The organism is Thermodesulfobacteriota bacterium, assembly GCA_040754335.1.
GTDB lineage: Bacteria > Desulfobacterota_D > UBA1144 > Nemesobacterales > UBA2774 > 2-12-FULL-53-21.
The window spans coordinates 139,597-164,689 of record JBFMCV010000001.1; the positions used below are offsets into that span (position 1 = coordinate 139,597).

Here is a 25,093-nt window from a genome sequence, read left to right on the forward strand (position 1 = left end):
GAAGGACCGGTCCATCGGGCCCGGCTTCAAAAATCAGTCTCTCCTTTGCGCATCCGGCCTGACGGTACATGCCGGTATTGCTGATTATAGAATATCGGCGATTTACTTTCAATCGGTTCCCCGGGTCCCGTTTATTGTGCGGTACGATGCTTGACGGTCCGCAAGCATACCTCTTTATGGTCAGGCCGGGCATTTCACAACCCCCTTGTTGAAGTGCCGGAAGGGTGCAGGTAAATTAAAAAATTCCCCGTGTTAGAAGAATGTTAGAAATATTGAACAGGGAAACATATAATATCCATGTAACTATCCGTAAACATTACTCTGCGCCCGTAGCTCAGTTGGATAGAGCAACGGACTTCTAATCCGTAGGTCGGGGGTTCGAATCCCTCCGGGCGCGCCATATTATATAATTATATCAGTATGTTATGCCAGCCACGCAAATTATCCTTAAACTTGCTTTCAAAGAATTGTCAAAGAATGATTCGAGCAAAAACGAATTTATTCGTCCATACAAATTTTTTCGAAAAATAAACATTGTCTCTATTCCGCTGATTACGAGAAGCGAATATGGACTCATCCCTCCTTTTTAATAGAGCAACTGGTCTATAGTCCGTTAGTCGGCAAGAGCGTTTCTGCGGTAATAGATATATGAGAAAATCCAGCTGTTGCCGATGTTTCATAGACAACCAGAGATAGAAATTTTTTTGACTATCGGCAGCGGATTAGCTAGAATTTATTTCAACATGAGACTGTTAAGTCTGTATATAGTATTCAACCTCATCCTTTGCACTACTGGCATCTATTCCGTAACGAATATATTTGCAGAAGAATCAACGCATTTAAGCTCAAATTGCCATGATCATGAATACAGTGACGTTCATGATTCGTTACAGCATAATTCTAATCCGGGAATAATCGCAGCGGATGTGGAATGTTACGACTGCTGCTTGGAAGTACTCCCAGGCTCCAACGATAGCGGCAATTTTAATGCCACACCTTCGGTTGTTGCTTTATTGCCGTTACTTTCATCCGAAAGCGATTCCAGCAAATCACAATTTTTAAATTCGGCATTCACAAAACGACCTCACGGTCCTCCGGATATATATTTGTTACACTCCTCGTACTTACTATAGTTCCCTCTAATCGATCCGTCCCGTGCTCATTGATAGTCTACTAAACTATCAAATTGGGCCTCTCCGTAAATTCTTGTTTTTTACAAAAGAAGTCAGTGCCATATAAAACCTTCGATTTAAGGGGTTGTAATTTGCTCATGGTCGATGTTTCGCAATGGAGGAAAAATAGAATGAAAGTATTCCTCATCATATTATTTATCACAGTTATTGCCGGAACTAACGCTCAAGCTCAAGAGCCGATTCAAAGCTTAACAATTGATCAGGCAGTCGATATTGCCCTCAAAGAAAACCGGGATCTCGCAGCAGCCAGGGTGCAAACTGAGGAAGCAAGAGGCAGATTAAAACAGGCGGGACTCTATCCCAACCCGGATGTAGAATCCAGTTTCGGGTTCGACACCATATTTGCTAACGACGGCGAACGGAATTTTACAGCTGGCATAAACCAGCCTATTCCCATAAGCGGGCGTATCGGTGCTCAAAAGGAAGTCGCAAATCTGAATGTCAACCTTACCCTTTCAGACATCGCAAATTCAGAGCGTCTGCTTGTACGAAATGTCCGTCAGACATTCATAGAACTCCTTGCAATCGAGGAACAGCTCAAGCTTCAGGAAACCTTGATAAACCTCAATAGCGAATTGCTTAAAGGTATAGAAACCGGAATTAAAGAGGGTCTTGCATCACAGCAAGACCTCAATGCCGTTGCGATAGCCTTCCAGCAAACAAGGCAGGAAAAAGAGGTACTTACAGCTCTCAGAAGAAGTAAGATTTTTGCAATAAACAACTTGATAGGAAAGCCGCCCGGCTTCGACTTCACCCCGGAGGGCTCGCTTACATACGAACCCTTAAGTGATTTAAATAACTACAATATCGATACCGCTTTTTCTCAGAGGCCGGATGTAAGACTTGCGGAACTTAACATTGAACTCGCTAAAGCCGACACGAAGTTGGCGAAGACTTTGCGCTTTGAAGACATAACGGCGGGGATTTTCTATGAAAACGACCGCCTGGTTTTAGACAGCTCCGGCGGGCAAATCACGGATAACGATCAGTTGATTGGCTTTAAGCTGACTATTCCCATACCAATTTTCGATCGCAAGCAGGGTCTCATTGCCGAAGCGCAGTCTCGCGAGAATAGAGCGGAAGAGAATTTCAGGGCATTGAAGTTGACAATCAGCCAGGAGGTAAGCGATGCCCTAAATAGAGTAACAACCCTCTCACAACTATTAGACACTTACCGAACTGGAATTTTAAGGACTGCGGAAGACAATGTGAAACTTGTGGAAGACGGCTTTAAGCAAGGACTTGCCGGTATCACTGATGTTATACAGTCCCGCCAGCAATTTGCTACATTGTCATCATCTTATATCAATTCGGTTCGAGATTATCAGATTGCCCTCAACGATCTTCAGATATCTACGGGCTACTACCCGACGTCTGTCACGTTTAATGAGACCAAGGAGGTTGAAACCAATAACGATGGCAAGGAATAACACCTGTATTTCGGTTTTTATTACAGCTTTCGCGTTGCTCACGGCAATAGCATCACCGCGATATGCCAATGCAGACGGTGAAGAACATTTAGGGGGAGAGGAGAAAGATACTGTTTCTACTTCGGAGAGCAGCGGTATAGAGCTATCCGACATAGCCCAAAAAAGCATAGGTCTCAAAGTAGTCGAAGCCGATATAAGACCTATTGAGGAAGTGCTTCCAGTTAGCGGAATAGTGAAGGCTGAGCCCAACAGAATTGCAGAGGTGAGCACGAGAGCCGAAGGCCGCATTCAGGAACTCTATGCAAGCCTCGGTGATCGGGTTAAGAAGGGGCAAAAACTCGCCGCATTCCTTCCGCGTCAGATCGGAGACCCTCCTCTCGTATCAATCACTGCGCCGCTTTCGGGAACAATAGTCGAAAGAAACGTCTCGCTTGGCGGTTCAATAGAGCCGAATGCGACGCTTTTTCGAATTGCGGATTTATCCGGGGTAATAGTAGAAGGCGATGTATTCGAAAGCGACGTCTCCAAGGTGAAACCCGGTCAGTATGCGCGTGTGAGGATGGATGCCTACCCAGACATGGTTTTAGACGGGACGGTGAGCTTTATCGCCGATCAGATCGATCCCGAGAAGCGAACTTTACGCATATGGGTCTCTATAGACAACAACGAAGGATTGCTCAAGCCCGAATTCTTTGCAAAAGTCGACCTCGTGGTCAGACCGGGCAGTGAGGTTTTAGCCGTTCCTGTAGAAGCGATCATCGACGACGGGGCTGAAAAATTCGTATTTGTAAAAAACGGGAACGAGTTCATCCGTCAGGACGTCGCAACCGGCATGAGTGATGACCGCTATATCGAAATCACGGACGGTCTTTATCCCGGAGACCAGGTAGTCACAGACGGCAACCGTCAGATCTATACGAAATGGTTATTCAGCAGATAGGAGAATTGCTTAATGTTTAACGCAATCATAAGAGGATCGCTTAATAATAAGTTGCTGGTTGTTGTGGCTACTCTTATCTTCTTAGGCGCTTCGGCATACCTCGTAACGCGTATGCCCGTGGACGTCTTTCCTGAGTTTGCGCCGCCCCAGGTCGTGATACAGACGGAAGCGCCGGGACTTTCCCCGGAAGACGTCGAGGCGCTGATAACTTTCCCGATCGAGAGTGCCGTAAACGGTACGCCGGGAGTCGATACCGTCCGCTCGTCGTCCTCCGTTGGCCTTTCGACGATCATCATTGTTTTTAACTGGGGCACAAATATATATACCGCGCGTCAGCTTGTGACCGAGCGAATACAGTCGGTTCAGGACCGCTTTCCTCCAGGGACGAAGCCGCCCGTCATGCTCCCAGTCACATCCGCCGTCGGATGGATGGTTAAGTACAGCTTGACTAGCCCGGAGCTCTCGCCTATGGAGCTCCGGACGATCTCGGACTGGCAGATACGCCCTAGGATCCTCGCAATAGGCGGTGTGGCCTCGGTCGTTTCGATCGGCGGGGAGGTCAAGCAATATCAAGTCCTTGTTGACCCTCTGAAGCTGCGCTCATACGATGTCACCCTGTCTCAAGTGAAGGACGCGGTTGAGAAATCGAATATAAACGTCCCTGGGGGATTCGTGTACCGCGGCGGGGAAGAGTTTACGATTACCGGCGTCGGGCGAATCACGACCCTCGATGATCTCAAGAGGACCGTAGTCTCCGTCCGCAGTGACGGCACTCCCATTACCCTGAGCCAATTGGCCGAGGTGAAGCTAGGCCCCGAGATAAAGCGTGGCGACGGCGCTTTCATGAATAGCCCTGCCGTCATCGGTACGATTTCAAAGGCTTACGGGGCGGACACGCTGGCCACGACATATAAGGTCGAGAAAGCCCTGGAGGAAATCAAAGCCGGCCTGCCTAAAGGAATTGACATGAATTACGAGGTCTTCAGACAGGCCGATTTCATCGAATCCGCCATCTCAAATTTAAAGAGAGCCCTGTGGGAGGGCGGAGTCATAGTGACAATTATCCTGTTTCTATTTCTAGTCAACTTCCGCGCCTCTTTTATCAGCCTTCTCGCCATGCCGCTCTCGCTCCTAGGGGGGTTAATGGTTTTAAAATCACTGGGTATCGGTATAAATGCGATGACGCTCGGGGGTCTGGCCGTCGCGCTCGGAGAGGTAGTGGATGATGCGATTGTCGATGTGGAGAACATATTCAGACGGTTGAGGCTCAACCGTAACTTGCCTGACCCGGAACCCGTGATCAGGGTAGTATTCAACGCCTCGACCGAGATACGGAATTCTATTGTTTATGCAACTTTTATTGTCATAATCGCCTTCACTCCGGTCTTTTTGCTTTCTGGTCTCGAGGGCCGGATTTTTACCCCCCTCGGTATCGCCTATGTAGCGAGCATCCTATTTTCTCTGCTTGTTGCTGTGACTATCACACCTGTGCTCTGTTACCTTCTCCTTACGCGTAAGCTGGAAAGGAAGCGAGAAAGGGGAATGGCCCAGGCAGGAGTGCCTTTATTACAGCCGGCATTCGCTTATGGTAATCCCGGCAATCCCGCGAACCCATCGGAAACAACTGGGAATCCAGGCGGCGGGAATAGCGGCGGCTCGGGCCGCGAGGAAATCGAGAAAGAGGGGTTCTTAGTCCGGTTCCTCAAGAAAAACTATGAGCGTGTCCTGAATCTTACGCTCAAAGGTTTCTACCCTGTAGTCGGCTTATCCTTGATTCTCCTAATTGGAGCAATTGCTATGATCCCGTTCTTCGGACGGTCTTTCCTCCCGGAGTTCCGAGAGGGGAATTTCATCATAGCTCTGACTACCCTCCCCGGCACGTCCCTTCAGGAATCGATGAGGCTCGGGTCAATAATCCGGGAGAATCTCGGTGATAAATCAAAGTACCCGGAAATCGTCTCCGTAGCCCAAAGGGCGGGGCGCTCGGAGCTCGACGAAGATGCACAACCCCCCAACTTCAGCGAATTCGATCTGAAAATCGAGTACGGGGAGCGTCCGGCGGATGAGCTGCTTGAATCCATACGTTCGGACTTAAAGCAGATACCGGGGGTCGCAGTGAACGTAGGGCAGTTTATATCGCACCGATTTGACGAGGTCCTTTCGGGAATCCGTGCACAGATAGCAATAAAAATTTTTGGCCCTGACCTTAATACCCTGCGCAGCATAGGCAAAGAGGTCAGAGAAATCATGGAAACAGTGGATGGGATAGAAGACCTCCAGCTCGAGCAGCAGTTGGACGTTCCTCAGGTGATTGTCAGGTATGACCGAGAGAAAGCCGCCCGCTACGGACTCAATGTTGGAGATCTGGCGGAAATCACGGAAACCTCCTTAAACGGCGCTGCAGTCTCGCAGGTACTTGAGGGACAAAAAACTTTTGACCTGTTCATCAGGCTAAACGAGGAATCCCGGAGCGGCGTTGACACCCTGAAAAACGTTCTGATAGATACGCCTTCGGGAGCGAAGATTCCGCTTCACCAGGTTGCGGAGATCAATTTGGAAAACCGTCCCTACTTTATTAACCGGGAGCAGGTACAGCGAAGGATAGTAGTGCAGTCTAACGTTGCCGGGCGCGACCTGAACAGTGTCATAACCGAAATTCAAAATAAGATTAACTCACAGGTCAAGCTCCCGCAGGGCTATTTCATAGAATACGGCGGGCAATTCGAAAGCCAGCAGCAGGCTGCCAGGGTGCTCACGATATTCGGGTTTGTTGCCGTGATTGCAATCTTCATGCTCCTCTTCCAGGCTTTCGGGAACACCCGCGAAGCCCTACTCGTAATGATCAATCTGCCTCTCGCGCTCATAGGAGGAATATATGCGGTTTTCCTCACAGGGGCCGAGCTCAGCATTCCGGGGCTGATCGGTTTTATCACCCTCTTCGGTATCGCCACAAGAAACGGAATTATCCTCGTCAGTCACTACAACCAATTAAGAAGAGAGGGACTTTCGATACGCGATACGGTAATTCGGGGTTCTCTCGACCGGCTTAGTCCGGTTTTAATGACAGCGTCCACAGCCGCGCTTGCGCTCATTCCGCTTCTAATCGGCGAGCCAACAGGGAAAGAGATAGAGCGGCCATTGGCGATAGTAGTCATAGGCGGTCTTTTCACTTCCACTTTCTTAAACCTGATCGTGGTCCCTACGATCTACAATAAAGTCGAAAGCTGGGCGGAGAGAAGAAAGCAAGCTGCGGAGGGGAAAGCATGATGGATAACGGAATAATAAGGACACGAGTTCAATAAAAATATCAAATTTCAGGAGGTGTAAAATGAAATTACACAAGAAGTCTATTTTGAAGTGGACAATCGGCGTCTGCCTTTTAGTGACTCTGTTAGTATCGCCCAAACTAACCGTAGGGGCTTGGGCGCACGGGGACCAGCTTGGTGGAGACGAGGACGGCGGCGCCGTGAAAGAAGAAGAGAAAGGCCCGCACGGCGGTGCGGTTGTTGTATCCGGCGACAACCATCTTGAATTTACAGTTGACCATGGAAGCGGGGAGATTGTCCTTTTCCTGCTCGATAAAGAGTTGAAGGCGATACCGATGCCGGAGAGTTATTCGGGTGTCGTTTATCTCACTATGTCCGACAACTCTAAGAAAACCTTTGATCTGAAGCGCGGGACGGAAGGCCAGGTTTCCCATCTTGAAGCGGATACGGGGATTAAAGAAATCGGTTCTTTTAAAGCCGTTGTCAGCTTAAAAATCGGAGACAAGCGTGAAAACTTCCGGTTCAGCTGGGCGCCCGCTGCGCATTCGGATGACGAGAGTAGCTAGGTTAGAGGGATATGAATAGAAGTATTTCATAATAAGCAGCGACCTTGCCTTGATATTATAGGCATTATGCAGGGCGTATCGATTACTTGGTTCTATGGAGGTGTGAAGTGAATCTGCATGTGAAGCATGTCTTAGGATGGGTCATTGCCATAAATTTCTTAACAATGGTCTTGGCATTATCTGAATTTACGAACACAGTGTGGGCGCATGGTCCAATGGACCATCAGGAAGAACTGAAAAAAGGCCCTCATGGCGGACCTGTATTTCAATTTGGGATGAATTACGTGGAATGTATGGTTGATCATGAAATTGGATACATCGTGATTTTTTTCTTTGATGAAGATATGAAACCAATTCCGCTGCCAAAGTATCATTCGGCCAGCGGCTATCTTACCATGGCAGACGGTTCGATCATTTGGGTTACCTTCAGAGCTGCGGAAGAAGATACGACCTCACACCTCAAAGCCGAGACAGGAATTAAAGAAATCGGTTCATTTAAAGCAGTCGTCAGCATAAAAGACGGAGAGAACCGTGAGAATTTCCGGTTCAGGTGGGTGCCCGCTGCGGCATCTGAATAATCGGAGGGAAGATCATGCGGGGAGCAACGAAAAGGAAGTTAGAGTACAAGAGGGATCTTGACATATCTATAAACGGAGGCGAGAAACAATGAAGAGGCTTTTACCTTTAACAATCTGGTTACCTGTATCTTTTCTGCTTTTGCTTACTGCCTGCAAACACGAGGAAAGGGCGAGCACGGTACATATTGTAACAGGCGATTTTTTCTTCAAACCGGAAACAATCGAGCTCAAGGCCGGTCGGGAGGTAAAGATCGAGCTAGTCAACGACGGGAATATCGAACATGAATTCATGGTGGGCCGCGGGGTTAAGACGGCGGAAGACGAAGCCCACGAAGAGACGGATGAGGCCGGTGAACATGAATCGTCCGAAACCGGACACGAGCACCACCACGAACACGACGGGGGAATGAGCAGCGCCCATGCTGGAGCGTCGAGGGGCTTTGACAAAGACTTCTTTGAAGGGATCGATGTCAAGGCCGAAACCGGGAACGGAGCCGAATTTATGAGAATGCCCGGCCATGGGACCATGGTTTTACTCAAACCACATAGTAAAGCCACGATCACCTTCATGGTGCCGACAGACCGGATTGGAAAGTGGGAGATGGCCTGCTTTATCCCGGGTCACTACGAGGCAAAGATGAAGGGGAACGTTACAGTTGAATAAGTGCATTAATCAGTAAAGAAGGAAAGGAGCATACAGTGACTCAAATATGCATATACAATTGCTCGGCGGATTGTCAGAAAGTCAGACACTCTTTGTCTGGTACGGACGATAGATGCTGTAACTATATGTAAACAAAATAAATTATTTTGGCATTAAATATGCTCGACAAAATTATAAAGAAGAAGAGGGAATCAAGTAACGGGTAAGACAAGTTAGGGAATTGATTATGCCTGTTCATGAGATCTTAGGTTGGCACTGGGGAATGTGGATATTTTTCATCATTTTTTGGCTCCTGATCGTATTGTTAATTGCGGCAATTGTAAGATGGTTCAATGACAAAACTAAGAATGAATAATCACCCATTCAGATACTGGAATAGAGGTATGCAAAGGGCGAAATAAGTAAAGAGGAATTTGAAAGAAGAAGAAAAAAATAACAGAACGGAGGTATTAGACATGAAAAGATTAATCGCTTCAGCTCTTATTTTGATATGCCTTACGAGTCTGTCGCTCGCCCAGGAAATGGGCCAGAAGATGGGCGATCAAAAAGAAGGCATGATGTCCAAAGGCATGATGATGGGGATGGAAAAGGGGATGGGGAGCCATATGATGGGTTCCATGATGTACGACATGATGATTCAGCATATCCTGATGAAAGCGAGCGCCCTCGACCTCACGGATGCTCAGAAAAAAGAACTGGCCGGCATCAAGGAAAAGTATCTCTATCCGATCGTCAGGAAGGAAGCCGATTTCAAGATCTCTCACATGAAGATTATGGACATGATACACGACCCCGGCTTCGACCCCGCAAAGCTGAAATCGGAGATAAAGACGTCTAATCAGCTGAGCCTAGAGCAGGCGGATATGATGGTGGATGCCCTATCGGCTGTTAGAAAAACCGTAGGGACAGAAAACTTTACGAAGATGATGAAGGCGATGCCTATGGAATGCGGAATGATGAAGAGCGGAATGATGATGGAAAAAGGAGATACGATGGGGAACGAACCCGCGCAAGAGGAAGAAGAGAATCCTCCGGGTGAACACGAAGGACACCATTAAAAGCAGTGAGATATTTAAACTACGTCATAAAAAAGGGAGGTGATACAAATGAAGAAGTCGATGCTACTTTTGGCAGCATTCGCTGCGGCGCTCTGGGTTTTCTCCCACTACAGAGAAACCCCGACGAGCGCCCAAGAGGAAGTGGACATTACAGTGCTGATCGAAACGGCGGACACGCCCGAAGACCATCTCAAGATCGCGGAATACTACGAAGAGCAGGCGGTCTTGATGGAGAAGAAGGCGACGCTGCACGAGTCGATGGCTAAGGCGTACGAGGGGGGGAAGATGGGCGGCATGAGCACACACTGTAAGAATCTGGCGAAGGATTCGACCTCTTCCGCCGAGCAGTATAGGGCGATGGCGGCTGAGCACAAGAAGATGGCGCAAGAGACGCAGGGCCAGAAAACCACAGAGCCTCAGTAAATGGGAAATTCCCCGGGTGAGGGCTTCCTCAGGTCCCAAGAACCCGGGGGGCAATAATAGTGATTTTTATGAAGAGATATTGAATTGAAAAAACGGCGCAAGACATACAAGAGAGCCGTTGAATATTCAATGTAGTAGATGTGCAAAATATAAAACGGAGGGCAGCATGGCTAATCCCGACAGTGTGCATATCGATAAGATTCACAGGTATTGGCAAGCCGCAAATTACCTGTCTGTCGGACAAATTTATCTCTATGATAACCCCCTTCTTAAAAAGCCCCTTAAGCTGGAACACATAAAACCGAGGCTCCTCGGACACTGGGGAACTACGCCGGGACTCAACTTCATTTACGTGCATTTAAACCGTGTTATTAAGGAAAAGTATTTAAACATGATATATATCGCCGGGCCAGGTCATGGCGGTCCCGCCATCGTGGCTAATGCTTATCTCGAAGGTACGTACAGCGAATATTATCCCGAGATCAGTCAAGACGAAGAAGGCATGAAAAAACTTTTTAAACAATTCTCATTCCCCGGGGGCGTACCCAGCCACGTTGCGCCGGAGACTCCGGGTTCCATTCATGAGGGCGGAGAATTGGGATATTCGTTATCTCATGCATATGGTGCAGCCTTTGACAATCCCGACCTAATAGTAGCCTGTATAGTCGGCGACGGCGAAGCCGAAACAGGGCCGCTCGCCACTGCCTGGCATTCGAACAAATTTCTTAATCCGGTTACAGACGGCGCAGTTCTTCCGATTTTGCACTTGAACGGTTACAAGATCGCCAACCCCTCGATATTGGCGCGAATAGGCCGGGAGGAGCTGGGGAGCTTGCTCGTAGGTTACGGTTACCATCCTTATTTCGTCGAAGGCTCTAACCCTAAAGTCATGCACGGAATGATGTATGAGACCCTCGATATGGTCATCGATGAGATTAAGAAAATCCAGAAGATCGCGCGTACCAAGGGAGTTATTAAGCGTCCTAAATGGCCTATGATAGTCCTGAGAACTCCCAAAGGATGGACGGGACCTAAGTCCGTTGACGGTAAGAAGACAGAGAATTTCTGGCGATCCCACCAGGTTCCTTTCGGCGAGATGGCGACTAAACCAAGTCATGTGAAACTGCTTGAAAAGTGGATGAGGAGTTACAAGCCTGAAAAGCTCTTCGACAAAAAAGGAAAGCTGATTCCCGAATTGGCGGAGCTGGCTCCCGCGGGTAAGCGCAGGATGAGCGATGACCCTCATACTAACGGCGGATTACTGCTTAAGGAATTGAAGATGCCCGATTTTCGAGACTACGCCGTAGAGGTACCCAAGCCCGGACGGGTTGAGGCGGAAGCGACAAGAATCATGGGGCGATTCTTGCGTGACGTTATGAAGCTGAATATGAACGAACGGAATTTCCGCGTATTCGGACCTGACGAGACCGCCTCGAATCGGTTAAGTCCGTTATTCGAAGTGACCGATAGGGCATGGATGGCCGAGCGGCTTCCCGAGGACAATGACAAAGAATCGCATCTCGATCCAAGCGGCCGCGTGATGGAGATATTAAGCGAACACACGTGTCAGGGCTGGCTCGAAGGTTACCTCCTGACAGGCAGACACGGGTTCTTCTCATGTTATGAAGCCTTTATCCATATAGTCGATTCAATGTTCAATCAACATGCAAAGTGGCTCAAGGTCACATCTCACGAAATTCCCTGGCGCCGGCCTATCGCGTCCCTCAATTATCTCCTGACCTCTCATGTATGGCGGCAGGATCATAACGGATTCAGTCATCAGGACCCGGGGTTTATAGATCATGTCGTAAACAAAAAAGCGGACGTCATACGTGTTTATTTTCCGCCCGACGCGAATACGCTACTCTCGGTGACCGACCATTGCTTGAGGAGCCGCAATTACGTCAATGTGATAGTGGCCGGCAAGCAGCCTGAATTACAGTGGCTAAATATGGACGCTGCAGTCAAGCATTGCACTGCAGGGGTAGGAATCTGGGAGTGGGCGAGCAATGATATGGGAAGTGAACCGGACGTCGTAATGGTATCTTGCGGTGATGTGCCGACCATAGAGACCTTAGCAGCGGTTGATATACTCCGCCGAAAGCTACCGGGGCTCAAAGTAAGAGTGATTAATGTGGTTGACCTCATGAAACTGCAACCGAAAGAGGAACACCCCCACGGCTTGTCGGATTGGGAGTTCGACACTTTATTCACGACTGATAAGCCTATAATCTTCGCATATCACGGCTACCCCTGGCTTATTCATCGTTTAACGTACCGAAGAAGAAATCATAATAATCTTCACGTTCGGGGCTATAAGGAAGAGGGAACTACTACAACTCCATTCGATATGGCGGTACGAAACGATATAGACCGCTTTCACTTAGTAGAAGATGTGGTCGATCGAGTACCCAAGTTAGGTTATACGGCAGCTTATATAAAACAGGAGATGCGGAACAGAATAATCGATCACAAAGAGTATATCGAAAAATACGGTCAGGATATGCCCGAGATTCGCAATTGGAGATGGAAGTCATGAATGACGAAGGAATCAAAAGGCTGGCAAACAAAGATTCAGGAGTCCATATCGTCGGAGCCGGACCTGCTTCTCTTGTCGCAGCTATCAACCTCGCCAGAGCGGGCATGGAAACAGTAATTCACGAACAGAAAAGGGATGTTGGCTCCAGATTTAATGGCGACTTTCAGGGGATTGAAAATTGGTCTACCAATATAGACGCGCTTGAATTCTTATCATCGATCGGAGTCACGATAAACTTTCTGTGTGAACCATATTCTATCGGGCAATTTTATGGGCCGAGTTTGAAAAAACACGTAATAGAGACCTCAAGGCCTCTGTTTTACATGGTCAAACGGGGCACCGGGGCCGGCACTCTTGATCAGGGGTTAAAGCGGCAAGCAATCGACGCCGGTGTAAAAGTACTATGGAACGACAAGGTCGAGAGAGCACGGAATCGAACCACCATAGTCGGCACGGGTCCCAGGGCTGCAGATATGATCGCAAAAGGAATAATATTCAGAACACCACATCCGGATTCTTGCTACGGTTTTTTGGATAACCGGATTGCGCCTAAAGGTTATGCATATCTTTTAGTTAACAACGGTGACGCCACATTCGCAACAGTTTTGTATGAAGATTTCCAGAAAACCAAAGATTATTTCCTGCGAGCGCTCGAAATAATGAAGAGTGTCGTGGACATCGAAATAAACGGACCAAAGGAATTCGGCGGTTATGGGAATTTTGTGCTGAATCACAGATCGGAAAAGAAGAGCGACGTTCTCCTTGTTGGAGAAGCTGCCGGATTTCAGGATGCCCTGTGGGGCTTCGGATTAAGGTACGCGATGCTCTCGGGCTATTTGGCGGCGAAAAGTATCTTGACGGGGACTTCCTATTTTCAATTGTGCGAGGAGAAAATCATGCCAATGATGGAGACCTCGCTTGCTAACCGGTGGCTCTTCGCACATCTAGGCAATTATGGATATGACAAAGTTCTAAGCCTTATTTCAAGGCGGAATGACATTATCGAGATGTTGCAAAGACAGCATACGCCATCACAGTTCAAGAGCTTGATATTTCAACTTGCTAAACAATGGTATCACACGAGATTGATCGATAAGCAATGCTTGCATCGGAACTGTGATTGCGTCTGGTGTAGGCGCTGTGAAGATCCTTATGAATCCAAGGAGGTTATGTCGGCATGAAGCTTCATAATCACTCTAAACATAAACGCTTGGAACATGAAGATCACACCAGTCGTGAGCATAAGGAGGGAACACAAATGCAGCAATCAACTCTTTAATTACTGATTTTAGGATCTTACCAAAGCAACGAAAGATAAGGAGGTATTACCGATGGCAAAGGAAACCAAACCAAAAACATCCAGGATGAGAAAGAAAGTAGATGAAAGATCAATAAGAGATATTATTGAAAGAAAGGCTTACGAGATTTTTGAACAAAGAGGCAGACAGCCGGGTAAGGAGCTCGATGACTGGCTTGAAGCTGAGAGGATAGTTAAGGGCAAAAAAAGATGACTAAAATGACAAGAGACCCTGTTTGCGGAATGGAAATTGAGGAAAGCTCTGCGTTCTCTTCCCGGACGGTAGACGGAAAGGTATATTATTTTTGCTCTAAGGCATGCGAAGAGAAATTCCTATCCGAACCCGGTAAATATACCGTCGAACCTTCTGCAACACTCAACCCTGTGGAATCCGTGGGCTCAAATACACAGCAACTGAAGCAAAATACTCCTTCGGCAACGACCGGTATCGGGCTTCCTTCTGAAATCGTACGAATCGAGATACCGGTCTTCGGAATAACCTGCTCCGAGTGCTCCCGAAACATCGTAAAAGCGCTCCAAGGAGTAAAAGGAGTTCACCATGCTATGGTAAATACCGCAACCGGACATGCGCACATCTTCTACGACCCGAAAACAGCAAATACGCTTGATCTCTATAAGGCGATCAAGGAAGCGGGATACCGCACTGGCACGAATACTCTCCGCATGAGGATTAACGGCATTTACTGCTCAGGCTGTATTCCGCAAATCGAGGAAGCTCTAAAGAAAGTCGAAGGAGTCGCAGCCGCGGTACTGAATCCCGCAACCGAAGAAGCTTCGATCGAATACATGCCGGATTCATTCGACATGAAGAAACTCGAGAGAGCAGTTGAATCGGCCGGTCCGTATAAAGCCGTCAATCCTACGGCGCCTACTTCTGAGGCTGTACACAAAGAAGAGGACGATTCCGCAAGAGAATACCGCCAGCTTATGCGAAAGTGGTGGTTCGGTGCTGCGGTCGGGGTCTTTACCATGATTTTTTCCTACCCGCAGATCTTTCCGGGGCTGAGAGATTGGCTGCCTCGCGGCAGCTTGCAGTTACGTTATCTATGGATGTTCATGGGCCTCGCGTCCCTCGCTGTCATGGCATACAGCGGTAGTCAATTCTTTACCGGCATGTGGGAATCGCTACGGAGGCGTACAGCGAACATGCATACACTGATCGCTATCGGCACCGGTGTAGCCTGGATCTATTCGACCGTAGCTGTCCTTTTCCCGCGGATATTCCCTTCAATCGAGATGGCGGACGTCTACTATGATGTAACGGTTGTAGTGACAGCTTTGGTAGTACTGGGCTTGGCAATGGAGATAAAAGCCAAAGGGCGAACAAGCGAAGCAATCAAGAAGCTTATCGGACTACAGGCCAAAACCGCCCGCGTCTTGCGCAATGGGAAGGAAATGGATATTCCGGTAGAAGAGGTCTTGGTCGGTGATATCGTAGTCATACGGCCCGGGGATAAGATACCCGTCGATGGCGAGATTATCGAAGGAGCTTCGGCGGTAGACGAGTCAATGATTACCGGCGAAAGCATACCCCTAGAGAAACGAATCGGTGACGAGGTTATAGGTGCTACGATTAATAAGACCGGTTCTTTCAAATTCAGCGCAACCAAAGTTGGAAAGGATACGGCATTGGCAAATATAATCCGCATGGTGCAGGATGCGCAAGCTACAAAAGTTCCAATCCAGAGGATCGTCGATGTTGTAAGCGGCTACTTTACACCGGTTGTGATTATTCTCGCCGTTATAGGTTTTATGATATGGTACGACTTCGGACCCGCGCCCGCTATTGCTTATGCCTTAATAGTGGGTGTCACGACATTGATCATTGCCTGTCCCTGTGCGTTGGGCATGGCTACGCCTATTTCGCTGACGACGGGAATAGGTTTAGGAGCTCTTAACGGTATCCTCATACGTGGAGGTGAATCATTACAAACGGCGAAGGAGCTTAACACAATTATTCTTGACAAAACGGGAACTATCACCCACGGAAAGCCTGTACTCACTGATATTGTCATAGCAACAGAGAGAAATCAAGAAACAATAACGATAACCGAAAATGAGCTGTTGCGATTGTCTGCGTCGATAGAGAAAGGTTCGGAACACCCGCTTGCCAGCGCTATCGTCGAGGGTGCTGAAGCACGGGATCTTACATTGCCCGAAGTTCGGGATTTCAACGCAATACCCGGACATGGTGTAGAGGCGGCTGTAGAAGACAAGAAACTGCTACTTGGCAACCTGAAGCTGATGCGCGGCCGAGGGATAGATGTCGGCGTTCTGGAAAATGATGCAAGAAGGCTTTCCGAGGACGGCAAAACGCCAATGTACGTAGCTATAAACAGTGAAATCGCGGGCATAGTTGCAGTCGCTGATACCGTCAAAGAAGATTCGAAACAGTCGATTCAGATTCTTAAACGGATGGGGTTGGAAGTAGTTATGATCACGGGGGATAACGAACGTACCGCGAAGGCGATTGCCGGCAAGGTCGGTATAGAGCGCGTGCTCGCGGAAGTATTGCCGCAGGATAAGGCTTACAATGTGCAGAAGCTTCAGCTAGAGGGTAAGAAAGTAGGAATGGTAGGGGACGGGATCAACGACGCACCGGCACTCGCCCAGTCCGATGTGGGTTTCGCGATCGGCACGGGGACGGATGTCGCTATCGAGGCGAGCGACATCACGCTCATTAAAGGAAGCTTGAGGGGTGTTGTTATGGCAATTCAGATTAGTCGGTCTACAATGCGAAATGTTTATCAGAACCTCTTCGGGGCTTTCATCTACAACACGATAGGCATACCAATCGCAATGGGCATTCTCTATCCGTTCTTCGGCGTGCTGTTATCACCTTTAATGGCAGCGGCTGCCATGTCGTTTAGCTCGGTAACTGTTATTGCCAATGCCAACAGGCTAAAGAGATTCAAACCGAAAGGAGTGTAAATCAAATGGCGCCGGACAAAATCTACGTAACACTTGGCGGACTAGGGGTTATCGCTTTCATCGTATGGTTCTTCTGGATGGGTAAACGGAAGGGCGTTAAAGCGGGAGTAACTTCCTCGGGATATCAAGAGGTCATGGTGCTTGTGAAGGGGGGCTACACCCCTGACGTGATTGTGGTAGAGCAAGGCAAGCCTTTACGTTTGAATTTTCGTCGGGAAGAGACTGCGTCATGCTCCGAAATGGTTATATTTCCGGATTTCAACAAAAATGCGAAACTGCCTACCGGCGAAACAGTGTCTATCGAGCTTATGCCTGACAAACCGGGTGAATACGAGTTTAGCTGCCAGATGGGTATGTTTCGCGGAAAACTAATAGTGGAATAGGAGGTATAAAATATGGATACCAAACAACAATCGCAGACACGGAGTTGGCTCAGGTCGCCCGCGTTTCTTGTGCTATGCGGATTCCTCATCATTGCCATCTTCTTCCTAGTTACTGAACACAGGGCGCATGCACTCGGCGTACTGCCATTCATATTATTACTGCTTTGCCCGATACTGCATTTTCTTATGCACGGAAAGCACGGGGGACACGGCGGTGGCGACGGAGGACATGCAGGCCATAACGGTGGGCGCAAGCACGATTCCGGAGGTGACCAATGAACGACTCTGCACCCGCATACGGACTCTGGTTCCTGGTAATAATCAACTCTCTTGTATTCATTATTTTTGCGTTCAGTTTCACTCGTCCGCGCACACGCCGCGACTGGCGGTCGTTCGGCGCCTTCTCTGCATTCATCGTCGCACTGTTCGTCGAAATGTACGGATTCCCGCTGACGATTTACCTGATCTCTGGCTGGCTCGGCAGCCGCTATCCGGAGCTCGATCTATTCTCTCACGATACCGGGCACCTCTGGGAGACACTCCTCGGATGGAAAGGCGACCCGCATCTGAACCCCATTCATATATTAAGCGATATACTCATTATCGCAGGATTCATCCTCCTCTCCGCTGCCTGGAAAGTCCTCTATGAAGCACAGCGGAGCCGTAAGCTCGCAGTCACGGGACCTTATGCCTGGGTTCGCCACCCGCAGTATGACGGCTTTATACTCATCATGTTCGGATTCCTTCTGCAGTGGCCGACGATTCTGACGCTCGTGATGTTCCCGATATTGGTCTATATGTATGTCCGGCTCGCGCACGCAGAGGAACGGGAAGTGCTTGAGGAATTCGGAGACGAATACGCGCGATATGCGGCGATCACGCCGGCTTTTATTCCTCATCTAATGAGAGCTGAGAAAGTTAGAGGGACTTAAGAAAAGCATTTTTTATTTGTTTTTCATGCTTCGTCTAAGTATGGATACGACGAAGTGTTAATCTATATTTTGGTTTTCAAATCTCTGGCGGATTATTTTACTCAATCGGGGTATTGGCGACGATGGTATATACGCTCATGGCGGACATGAGAGACGTGGGGATGAAAAGATATGGATGAGTTGATAAAGCTGAACTAATTTACTGTAGCAGGAGAGGAATGCTTCTAATGGAACCTGAGAATAAAACCACCCATGATGTCACAGTCGCTTATTTCTCTATGGAGATCGGCCTTGACCCCGCCATGCCGACCTATAGCGGAGGGCTGGGAGTTCTGGCAGGGGACACCTTGCGTGCCGCAGCCGATCGTGGCTTATCCATGGTGGGAGTGACTTTATTATATAGAAAAGGCTACTTTCGTCAGCACCTCGATGCTCATGGCAATCAATCTGAAAGTCCCTACGAGTGGTCGCCCGAGAAATTTCTCGAACCTATGTCCGCTCGCGTGACAATGACAATCGAGGGGCGGCAGGTGCAGGTACATGCTTGGCGGTATTTCGTAAATGGTTTGCAAGGGGCTGATCTGCCTGTTTATTTTCTGGATACGGCATTGCCGGAAAACGACCCCTGGGATCAATCTCTGACCGACTACCTCTACGGAGGAGAAAACCGCTACCGTCTGTGCCAGGAAGCTTTGCTCGGCATAGGCGGTGTGGCCATGCTGCGTGCCCTCGGACATGACAATATAAATGTCTATCATAAGAACGAAGGTCATGCCTCTCTCCTCGCTCTGGCGTTACTTGAAGACGAAACTGGGGGACGAGGCCTCAAAAATTTTACACCGAAAGACATAGAGGCCGTACGACGGAGGTGTGTATTCACCACCCACACGCCCGTTCCCACGGGCCATGACCAGTTTCCCATTGAATTAGTTCGAAAGGTATTGGGCAATGAGAGGACTTCCGCTCTCGAGGCGGCTGGGTGCTGTCCCAAAGGGATACTGAACATGACTTACATGTCCCTCTTTTTTTCCTATTATATAAACGGTGTGTCCATGCGGCACGAAGAACTCTCACAGAGCATGTTCCCCAATTACCCCGTGAACTCTATCACCAATGGTGTGCATGCCGGCTCATGGGCATCTTCACATTTTTGTGCCCTTTATGACAGGCACATACCCGAATGGCGTTATGATAATTTATACCTCCGGTATGCAATAAATATCACTCTGGACGAAATCCTTGAGGCACACGCCCAGGCAAAACATGAGTTGATAGCGGAAGTAGAAAGACGCACAAATAAACGTTTCGATCGGACTGCATTGACCATAGGTTTTGCCAGGCGTGCCACACCGTATAAAAGGGCGGACTTACTCTTCTCCGGCCCGGACCGCTTGAAAAGGATTGTAAGACGCGTCGGCCCTATACAGGTGATATATGCGGGCAAGGCGCACCCCAAGGACGAGGGCGGCAAGACGCTTATCAGAAGTATCTTCAGATACGGTGCTTCCTTGGCGGATACGGTGCGCGTCGTATATCTCGAAGAGTACGACATGGCATTAGCAAAGTATCTGTGCGCGGGGGTGGATTTGTGGTTAAACACACCTCACAAACCACACGAGGCTTCCGGCACAAGCGGCATGAAGGCCGCACTGAACGGCGTGCCGAGTCTTAGTGTTCTGGACGGGTGGTGGATCGAGGGACATGTAGAGGGCGTGACAGGCTGGTCCATAGGCGACGGGTGGGAGACTGAAAGCGATCCCTCCCGGGAAGCTCTTTCTCTTTATGATAAGCTCGAATACGTGATAGGTCCTATGTTTTACAAAAGACCGGATGCATTCGCTCAGGTTATGCGCTCGGCCATCTCACTCAACGCTTCATTCTTTAATACGCAGCGCATGGTGTCGCAGTATCTGGGGAATGCATATAAAAGAACGAGAGTAATTTTCAATAATAATAAGAATAAGATCTTATAATAGCCCTAGGAAAAGATTATGTACCAAATACGGTATTTGGTTTTAGCTGTTGTAATTATTCTGATTGTATCGGCTGCGCTATGGTTTTATTTTCGCAGTAATCAAGTAGACGAAGGAGTTCTAGAGGCTAATGGACAAGTAAGAGGGATTGAAATCACTATCAGCTCCAATATACCCGGAAGACTGGATAAAGTGCCGATTAATGAAGGACAGCAGGTCAAAAAAGATGATTTAATTGCGGAGATATCTTCAGAGGAGATCCAGGCAAGGATTGAGCAGGCTAATGCCCAGGTTGAAATATACAAAAAACAGCAGGATGTGGCTTTTCACAGCGTTCATGAGGCGAAAGCCGCTCTACAAAGAGTCGAGTCCACAATAACAGAAGTCGAATCCCGGCTAAACCTTGCAAGCTCCGACTATGAAAGGTCATCCCAACTTGCGGACAAGGGAATAATTTCACGAAGGCAGCTGGAAGAGGCTGAAACTCAGTTTAAGTCAGCTCAGGCAAATGTCGATGCGGCGATAGAAGCTAAGGAGGAAGCGATTGCATCGATAGAACGCGCCGAGGCGTCGCAGGAAGTGATTGTCAGCCAATTAGCTTCGGCAGTCGCCCAGTTAAAGGAAATAAATGCAACCTTCGAGGACACTAAAATTTACGCACCATCGGACGGGACTGTCATCAATAAGCTTGTAGAGCAGGGTGAATTGGTCGTTCAGGGTACTCCCATCGCGGTGATCATAGACCTTTCCGATATATACGTCAGAGTCTATATTCCGCAAATAGATATCGGAAAAATAAGAATCGGCAATCCCGCCAGAATCTACGCCGACTCTTTCCCGGACAGATTTTTCGGCGGGAGGGTTACGGAAGTCTCTCAAGAGGCGGAGTTCACTCCAAAAGAGGTGCATGTGAAAGAGGAGAGAACAAAGCTCGTCTTCGGGGTCAAGGTTCAGATAGAAAATCCCCAGGGTTACCTCAAGCCTGGCATGCCTGTCGATGTAAAGATAAAATGGGATGAAGATGCTCCCTGGTGAAACTGTTATAGAAATCAAAGGCCTTGGCCGTAGATTCAAAAAGACCCAGGCATTACAAAACATAGAACTCCGAATCAGAAAGGGAGAGCTGTTCGGAATTGTAGGCCCCGATGGCTCGGGGAAGACCACGCTGCTCCAGTCCATATGCGCGATCCTAGACCCGACTCAGGGTACGGTAATTGTAAATGGCCTTGATACGGTAAAGGACGCATCGGTCATAACATCACAACTTGGTTATATGTCTCAAGCATACTCACTGTACGGGGACCTGACGGTCGAGGAAAATCTGGAGTTTTTTGCAAAAATTCGGGAGGTACCCGAGGAAAGTCTTACCGAAAGGAAAACGAAGCTCCTTGAATTCTCAGGCCTCTCTCCGTTCCTAAAGAGAAGGACAAAACTTCTGTCAGGCGGGATGCAGAAGAAGCTCGCCTTATGCTGCAACCTCATACATGAGCCCGATATCCTTATCCTGGATGAACCGACACTGGGAGTCGATCCTCTTTCAAGACGGCAGCTCTGGGATATCATACGCGAGTACCATGACCAAGGAAAAACCATAATCGTCGCCACTTCCTATATGGACGAGGCGGCAAAATGCGAACGGGTCGCGTTCTTATTGGAAGGAAAGATCCTAGCCTGTGATGTTCCGAGCACTATGGGCGAGAGGCTGGAAGACCTGTTTTTTGCCCATATACCTAAGAGGCCCGTCGGAAAGCAAATTATTCCTTTTTTGAGAAAAGAGGGGAAAGAAACCCTGGTTGAAGTCAAAGAGCTTGTAAAAAAATTCGACAGTTTTACCGCAGTCAACCGCGTAAGCTTTTCGGTGAAAAGGGGTGAGGTATTCGGCTTCGTAGGTCCTAACGGTTCGGGCAAGACTACGACTATCAAAATTCTTTGCGGAATCATATCGCCGACCAGCGGCGAAGTAACAATCATGGGGGAAAACGTAGTCCTGAGACCCGAAGACGTAAGAGGGAAAATCGGATATATGTCTCAGAAATTTTCGCTTTATATGGACCTCACTGTTGAGGAAAACATAAACTTCTTTGGAAGAATTTACGGTGTCGACCGGGACACGCTCTATAAACGCAAGAGATGGTTAATAGAGATGGCGGAACTTCGGGGGAAAGAAAACATAATTACGAAAGATCTTTCAGGAGCCCTTAGACAAAGACTAGCCCTAGGCTGTGCCCTCATTCACCACCCGGACATATTATTCCTCGACGAGCCAACGTCTGGAGTAGATCCTGTATCAAGACAGTCATTCTGGGAGATGATAAAAAGCCTGGCTGAGATGGGGACGAGTATTTTCGTAACTACTCACTATCTTGATGAAGTGGAAAATTGCCACAGAGTGGCCTTTCTTCACAGGGGGCGCACTTTGACCATAGAAAACCCGGCTAGGTTGAAGTCTTTATATAGTATGGAATCAATGGAAGAAATCTTTATTAAGATGGTGAGAAAAGCCGATGAAAATTCTCCTGGCGCTTATTAAAAAGGAATCGAAAGAAATCCTGAGAGACCCCGTTACTTTGGCAACAGGGATTATTCTTCCATTGGTTTTACTATTCATATTCGGTTATGCAATTTCATTGGATATAGAACATATTTCCATGGCCGTATATGATCAGGACAGAAGCCAAGAGAGCAGTAAACTCATAGAGACATTTACAGCTAGTGGGTATTTCGACTTAAAATACCATCTTGTTTCTTTCGAGGGAGTGGATAATGTACTCGATAGAGGAAATGCCTCGATAGTAGTTATCATACCCCCTGATTTTTCAATGGACTTACATTCCGAAAGAAATGCAAAGATCCAAATGCTCTTGGATGGAACCTTTTCGACTAAGGCGCTTATAATATCGAATTATGCCACAGCCGTTGTGAATGAATATTCTCTAGAGCTTATAGACAGATACCTTACCGGCAAGGGACTGGTAGTTGAAGCACCTGTCAGAATAGTTCCCAGGGTATGGTACAACCCCCCTCTGAGCAGTGTGAATTACATTGTGCCGGGACTATTTGCTGTCTTGCTCATGGCCTTTCCTCCCATGCTCACTGCTTTGTCGATTGTGCGTGAAAAGGAAAGAGGCACAATAGAACAGATTTATGTCTCTCCGATAAAGCCGTCTCTCTTTATTCTCGGAAAGATTATACCCTATGGCGCAATAGCATTCGGTGAGATGCTTTTGATATTAGCATCCGGCACTCTCTGGTTCCGAATTCCATTCGAGGGAAGCATTACTCTCTTAATAGTTATGTCTCTTATATATGTTTTGACCACAGTTAGCATTGGGCTATTCGTGTCTACAATAACCAGGACTCAGCTCGCTGCTGTGCTTCTATCACTGATTATAGCCCTTATGCCCTCATTCTTATTCTCGGGCTTCCTTTTTCCCATTACAAGTATGCCATACATACTTCAGCTCTATACTTACGTCTTCCCGGCCAGATACTTCAATGATATCAGCAGAGACATATTTTTAAAAGGAGTGGGGATAGAATATCTGTGGGGTAATATGCTTTCCTTGATTATTTATACCTTGGTCCTTTTTGTGATAACCAGCCTCAGATTTAAAAAGAAGATAGCCTGATGAATAGAGTACTTGCGGCAATTAAAAAGGAATTTCTTCAGTTTTCAAGAGATAAGATGCTCATACTATTAATACTATTTACTTACAGCGCTGAGATTGTACTTTGCACTTATGCACTTGACTTCGATGTAAGTAACCTGCGTATGGTTGTTTATGACCAGGATAAAAGTCAGACAAGTCAGATACTCATCGAGAGATTCATCTCCAGTGAGTATTTTGGCAAGACATTTTTTGTCGTAGACGAGAATGAAGTAAATCGTTTGTTAGATAAAGGTGAGGCTGACATAGGAATTATCATTCCCCAGGATTTTTCAGAAAGCATAAGTGAAGGACGAACGGCGGATATTCAGGCCGTCTTCAGCGGAACCAACTCGAATACAGCAAATATTGCAAGGAATTACGCCATATCAATAATAAACGGTTTTTCACTTGACGAATTTGTCGAGTTCGCGGGCATGAAAGGATTATCAATAACAAATATTCCCAACATAGAGCCGGAAATCAGGATTTGGTATAACTCGGAACTTGAATTCCGCTACTTCATGGCTATCTCGATGATTGTGGTAGCCGGAATTCTCATAGGAATAGTTCATATAGCGGCTACAATGGTTCGTGAGAAGGAATCAGGTACTATAGATCAGCTTATTGTCACCCCTTTAAGAAAGTACGAAATCATTCTGTCAAAGGTTGTCCCGACTATGACGGTAGGCCTGCTGGCTCTTATTCCCAGTCTTTTAATTGCCATCTGGTTCAGAGTCCCCATCAGGGGAAGTGTCCCCTTATTCTTTTTTACATCAGCGATAGCACTCTTTTCGAGTATGGGTATTGGGGCGTATATATCTACAGTATCTAGCAACCTGCAACAGGCTCTTCTCATAGCGTTCTTTGTTCTCTTCCCGTTAATGTTTTTATCAGGAACTCTTGTGCCTATTGAAAGTATGCCTGCATCACTCCAGTACCTATCTTATTTAAGTCCTGTACGATATTACATGGAAATCACGCTAGGGATCTTTCTGAAAGGCAACGGGTTAACCATTTTATGGCCCAAATTAATCTCACTTTTTGCTTTCGGCGTTATATTGTTTTCTTTTAGTCTCTATAGATTGGGAAAGAAAATGTACGTTTAGACCAATCTCTCAGGGCACCTTAACCACTTTCAGGTAAATCATCCATTTAAGATATTCCTTTCTAAGAATATTCTAAGAATCACCCATAATTCTTGACATCATCCATACTCAATAGACCAAGTGGAATAGATGTAATTCTTTTT

Annotated in this window: 20 protein-coding genes, 1 tRNA gene and 1 pseudogene; all 22 read left to right on the top strand. The window is 47.6% G+C overall.

The window, feature by feature from the left end:
• The first annotated feature begins 323 nt into the window (after positions 1-323).
• The 22 genes and pseudogenes from AB1598_00660 to AB1598_00765 all read left to right on the top strand — a co-directional run bounded on the left by AB1598_00660 (position 324) and on the right by AB1598_00765 (position 24,950).
• Positions 324-400: transfer RNA gene (locus AB1598_00660), tRNA-Arg, on the top strand.
• 903 nt (positions 401-1,303) lie between these two features.
• On the top strand, positions 1,304-2,623 hold the full coding sequence (locus AB1598_00665; protein MEW6143508.1) for a TolC family protein: 1,320 nt from the start codon (positions 1,304-1,306) through the stop codon (positions 2,621-2,623).
• Positions 2,595-3,563 carry an efflux RND transporter periplasmic adaptor subunit gene (locus AB1598_00670; GenBank protein ID MEW6143509.1) on the top strand — a complete coding sequence of 323 codons (969 nt, stop codon included), beginning with the start codon at positions 2,595-2,597 and terminating at the stop codon, positions 3,561-3,563. The genes AB1598_00665 and AB1598_00670 overlap by 29 nt, the downstream gene beginning before the upstream one ends.
• 12 nt (positions 3,564-3,575) lie before the next feature.
• Positions 3,576-6,830, top strand: a complete 3,255-nt coding sequence (locus AB1598_00675; protein MEW6143510.1) for an efflux RND transporter permease subunit — start codon at positions 3,576-3,578, stop codon at positions 6,828-6,830.
• A 61-nt stretch (positions 6,831-6,891) separates the two neighbouring features.
• Complete coding sequence (locus AB1598_00680; GenBank protein MEW6143511.1) at positions 6,892-7,395, top strand: hypothetical protein; 504 nt, start codon at positions 6,892-6,894, stop codon at positions 7,393-7,395.
• A 107-nt stretch (positions 7,396-7,502) separates the two neighbouring features.
• Positions 7,503-7,973 (top strand): hypothetical protein, encoded by a 471-nt coding sequence (locus AB1598_00685; GenBank protein ID MEW6143512.1) that lies wholly within the window; start codon positions 7,503-7,505, stop codon positions 7,971-7,973.
• Between the two features lie 88 nt (positions 7,974-8,061).
• On the top strand, positions 8,062-8,637 hold the full coding sequence (locus tag AB1598_00690; GenBank protein ID MEW6143513.1) for a cupredoxin domain-containing protein: 576 nt from the start codon (positions 8,062-8,064) through the stop codon (positions 8,635-8,637).
• Between the two features lie 379 nt (positions 8,638-9,016).
• A pseudogene (locus AB1598_00695) lies at positions 9,017-9,073 on the top strand (SHOCT domain-containing protein).
• A gap of 19 nt (positions 9,074-9,092) precedes the next feature.
• Positions 9,093-9,695, top strand: coding sequence for a hypothetical protein (locus tag AB1598_00700; GenBank protein MEW6143514.1), 603 nt, complete (start codon positions 9,093-9,095; stop codon positions 9,693-9,695).
• A gap of 48 nt (positions 9,696-9,743) precedes the next feature.
• Positions 9,744-10,118, top strand: coding sequence for a hypothetical protein (locus AB1598_00705; GenBank protein ID MEW6143515.1), 375 nt, complete (start codon positions 9,744-9,746; stop codon positions 10,116-10,118).
• A gap of 166 nt (positions 10,119-10,284) precedes the next feature.
• Entirely contained in the window at positions 10,285-12,657 is a 2,373-nt protein-coding gene (locus AB1598_00710; GenBank protein MEW6143516.1) for a phosphoketolase family protein, read from the top strand.
• Positions 12,654-13,838, top strand: coding sequence for an NAD(P)/FAD-dependent oxidoreductase (locus AB1598_00715; protein MEW6143517.1), 1,185 nt, complete (start codon positions 12,654-12,656; stop codon positions 13,836-13,838). The genes AB1598_00710 and AB1598_00715 overlap by 4 nt, the downstream gene beginning before the upstream one ends.
• 150 nt (positions 13,839-13,988) lie before the next feature.
• Positions 13,989-14,168 (top strand): DUF2934 domain-containing protein, encoded by a 180-nt coding sequence (locus tag AB1598_00720; GenBank protein ID MEW6143518.1) that lies wholly within the window; start codon positions 13,989-13,991, stop codon positions 14,166-14,168.
• 5 nt (positions 14,169-14,173) lie between these two features.
• Complete coding sequence (locus AB1598_00725; GenBank protein MEW6143519.1) at positions 14,174-16,906, top strand: heavy metal translocating P-type ATPase; 2,733 nt, start codon at positions 14,174-14,176, stop codon at positions 16,904-16,906.
• A 5-nt stretch (positions 16,907-16,911) separates the two neighbouring features.
• The gene (locus tag AB1598_00730; protein ID MEW6143520.1) at positions 16,912-17,289 is read left to right on the top strand and encodes a cupredoxin domain-containing protein; all 378 of its coding nucleotides are present in this window, start codon (positions 16,912-16,914) and stop codon (positions 17,287-17,289) included.
• Positions 17,290-17,301: 12 nt separating this feature from the next.
• Entirely contained in the window at positions 17,302-17,568 is a 267-nt protein-coding gene (locus AB1598_00735; GenBank protein MEW6143521.1) for a DUF2933 domain-containing protein, read from the top strand.
• Entirely contained in the window at positions 17,565-18,221 is a 657-nt protein-coding gene (locus tag AB1598_00740) for an isoprenylcysteine carboxylmethyltransferase family protein (GenBank protein ID MEW6143522.1), read from the top strand. Before AB1598_00735 ends, AB1598_00740 begins: the two co-directional genes overlap by 4 nt.
• Positions 18,222-18,448: 227 nt before the next feature.
• Positions 18,449-20,194, top strand: a complete 1,746-nt coding sequence (gene glgP, locus AB1598_00745) for an alpha-glucan family phosphorylase (protein MEW6143523.1) — start codon at positions 18,449-18,451, stop codon at positions 20,192-20,194.
• Positions 20,195-20,212: 18 nt separating this feature from the next.
• The gene (locus AB1598_00750; protein ID MEW6143524.1) at positions 20,213-21,229 is read left to right on the top strand and encodes an efflux RND transporter periplasmic adaptor subunit; all 1,017 of its coding nucleotides are present in this window, start codon (positions 20,213-20,215) and stop codon (positions 21,227-21,229) included.
• Positions 21,210-22,724 (top strand): ATP-binding cassette domain-containing protein, encoded by a 1,515-nt coding sequence (locus tag AB1598_00755; GenBank protein MEW6143525.1) that lies wholly within the window; start codon positions 21,210-21,212, stop codon positions 22,722-22,724. The genes AB1598_00750 and AB1598_00755 overlap by 20 nt, the downstream gene beginning before the upstream one ends.
• Complete coding sequence (locus AB1598_00760; GenBank protein ID MEW6143526.1) at positions 22,699-23,823, top strand: ABC transporter permease; 1,125 nt, start codon at positions 22,699-22,701, stop codon at positions 23,821-23,823. Before AB1598_00755 ends, AB1598_00760 begins: the two co-directional genes overlap by 26 nt.
• The gene (locus AB1598_00765; protein MEW6143527.1) at positions 23,823-24,950 is read left to right on the top strand and encodes an ABC transporter permease; all 1,128 of its coding nucleotides are present in this window, start codon (positions 23,823-23,825) and stop codon (positions 24,948-24,950) included. The genes AB1598_00760 and AB1598_00765 overlap by 1 nt, the downstream gene beginning before the upstream one ends.
• Positions 24,951-25,093: the final 143 nt, after the last annotated feature.

Bases quoted from the DNA above. Each gene is read 5' to 3' on its own strand.
- AB1598_00725 (MEW6143519.1), top strand. From the start codon at position 14,174: ATGACAAGAGACCCTGTTTGCGGAATGGAAATTGAGGAAAGCTCTGCG.
- AB1598_00675 (MEW6143510.1), top strand. From the start codon at position 3,576: ATGTTTAACGCAATCATAAGAGGATCGCTTAATAATAAGTTGCTGGTT.
- AB1598_00715 (MEW6143517.1), top strand. From the start codon at position 12,654: ATGAATGACGAAGGAATCAAAAGGCTGGCAAACAAAGATTCAGGAGTC.
- AB1598_00760 (MEW6143526.1), top strand. From the start codon at position 22,699: ATGAAAATTCTCCTGGCGCTTATTAAAAAGGAATCGAAAGAAATCCTG.
- AB1598_00710 (MEW6143516.1), top strand. From the start codon at position 10,285: ATGGCTAATCCCGACAGTGTGCATATCGATAAGATTCACAGGTATTGG.
- AB1598_00720 (MEW6143518.1), top strand. From the start codon at position 13,989: ATGGCAAAGGAAACCAAACCAAAAACATCCAGGATGAGAAAGAAAGTA.
- AB1598_00750 (MEW6143524.1), top strand. From the start codon at position 20,213: ATGTACCAAATACGGTATTTGGTTTTAGCTGTTGTAATTATTCTGATT.
- AB1598_00735 (MEW6143521.1), top strand. From the start codon at position 17,302: ATGGATACCAAACAACAATCGCAGACACGGAGTTGGCTCAGGTCGCCC.
- AB1598_00730 (MEW6143520.1), top strand. From the start codon at position 16,912: ATGGCGCCGGACAAAATCTACGTAACACTTGGCGGACTAGGGGTTATC.
- AB1598_00690 (MEW6143513.1), top strand. From the start codon at position 8,062: ATGAAGAGGCTTTTACCTTTAACAATCTGGTTACCTGTATCTTTTCTG.
- AB1598_00705 (MEW6143515.1), top strand. From the start codon at position 9,744: ATGAAGAAGTCGATGCTACTTTTGGCAGCATTCGCTGCGGCGCTCTGG.
- AB1598_00755 (MEW6143525.1), top strand. From the start codon at position 21,210: ATGAAGATGCTCCCTGGTGAAACTGTTATAGAAATCAAAGGCCTTGGC.
- AB1598_00740 (MEW6143522.1), top strand. From the start codon at position 17,565: ATGAACGACTCTGCACCCGCATACGGACTCTGGTTCCTGGTAATAATC.
- AB1598_00665 (MEW6143508.1), top strand. From the start codon at position 1,304: ATGAAAGTATTCCTCATCATATTATTTATCACAGTTATTGCCGGAACT.
- AB1598_00765 (MEW6143527.1), top strand. From the start codon at position 23,823: ATGAATAGAGTACTTGCGGCAATTAAAAAGGAATTTCTTCAGTTTTCA.
- glgP (MEW6143523.1), top strand. From the start codon at position 18,449: ATGGAACCTGAGAATAAAACCACCCATGATGTCACAGTCGCTTATTTC.
- AB1598_00700 (MEW6143514.1), top strand. From the start codon at position 9,093: ATGAAAAGATTAATCGCTTCAGCTCTTATTTTGATATGCCTTACGAGT.
- AB1598_00680 (MEW6143511.1), top strand. From the start codon at position 6,892: ATGAAATTACACAAGAAGTCTATTTTGAAGTGGACAATCGGCGTCTGC.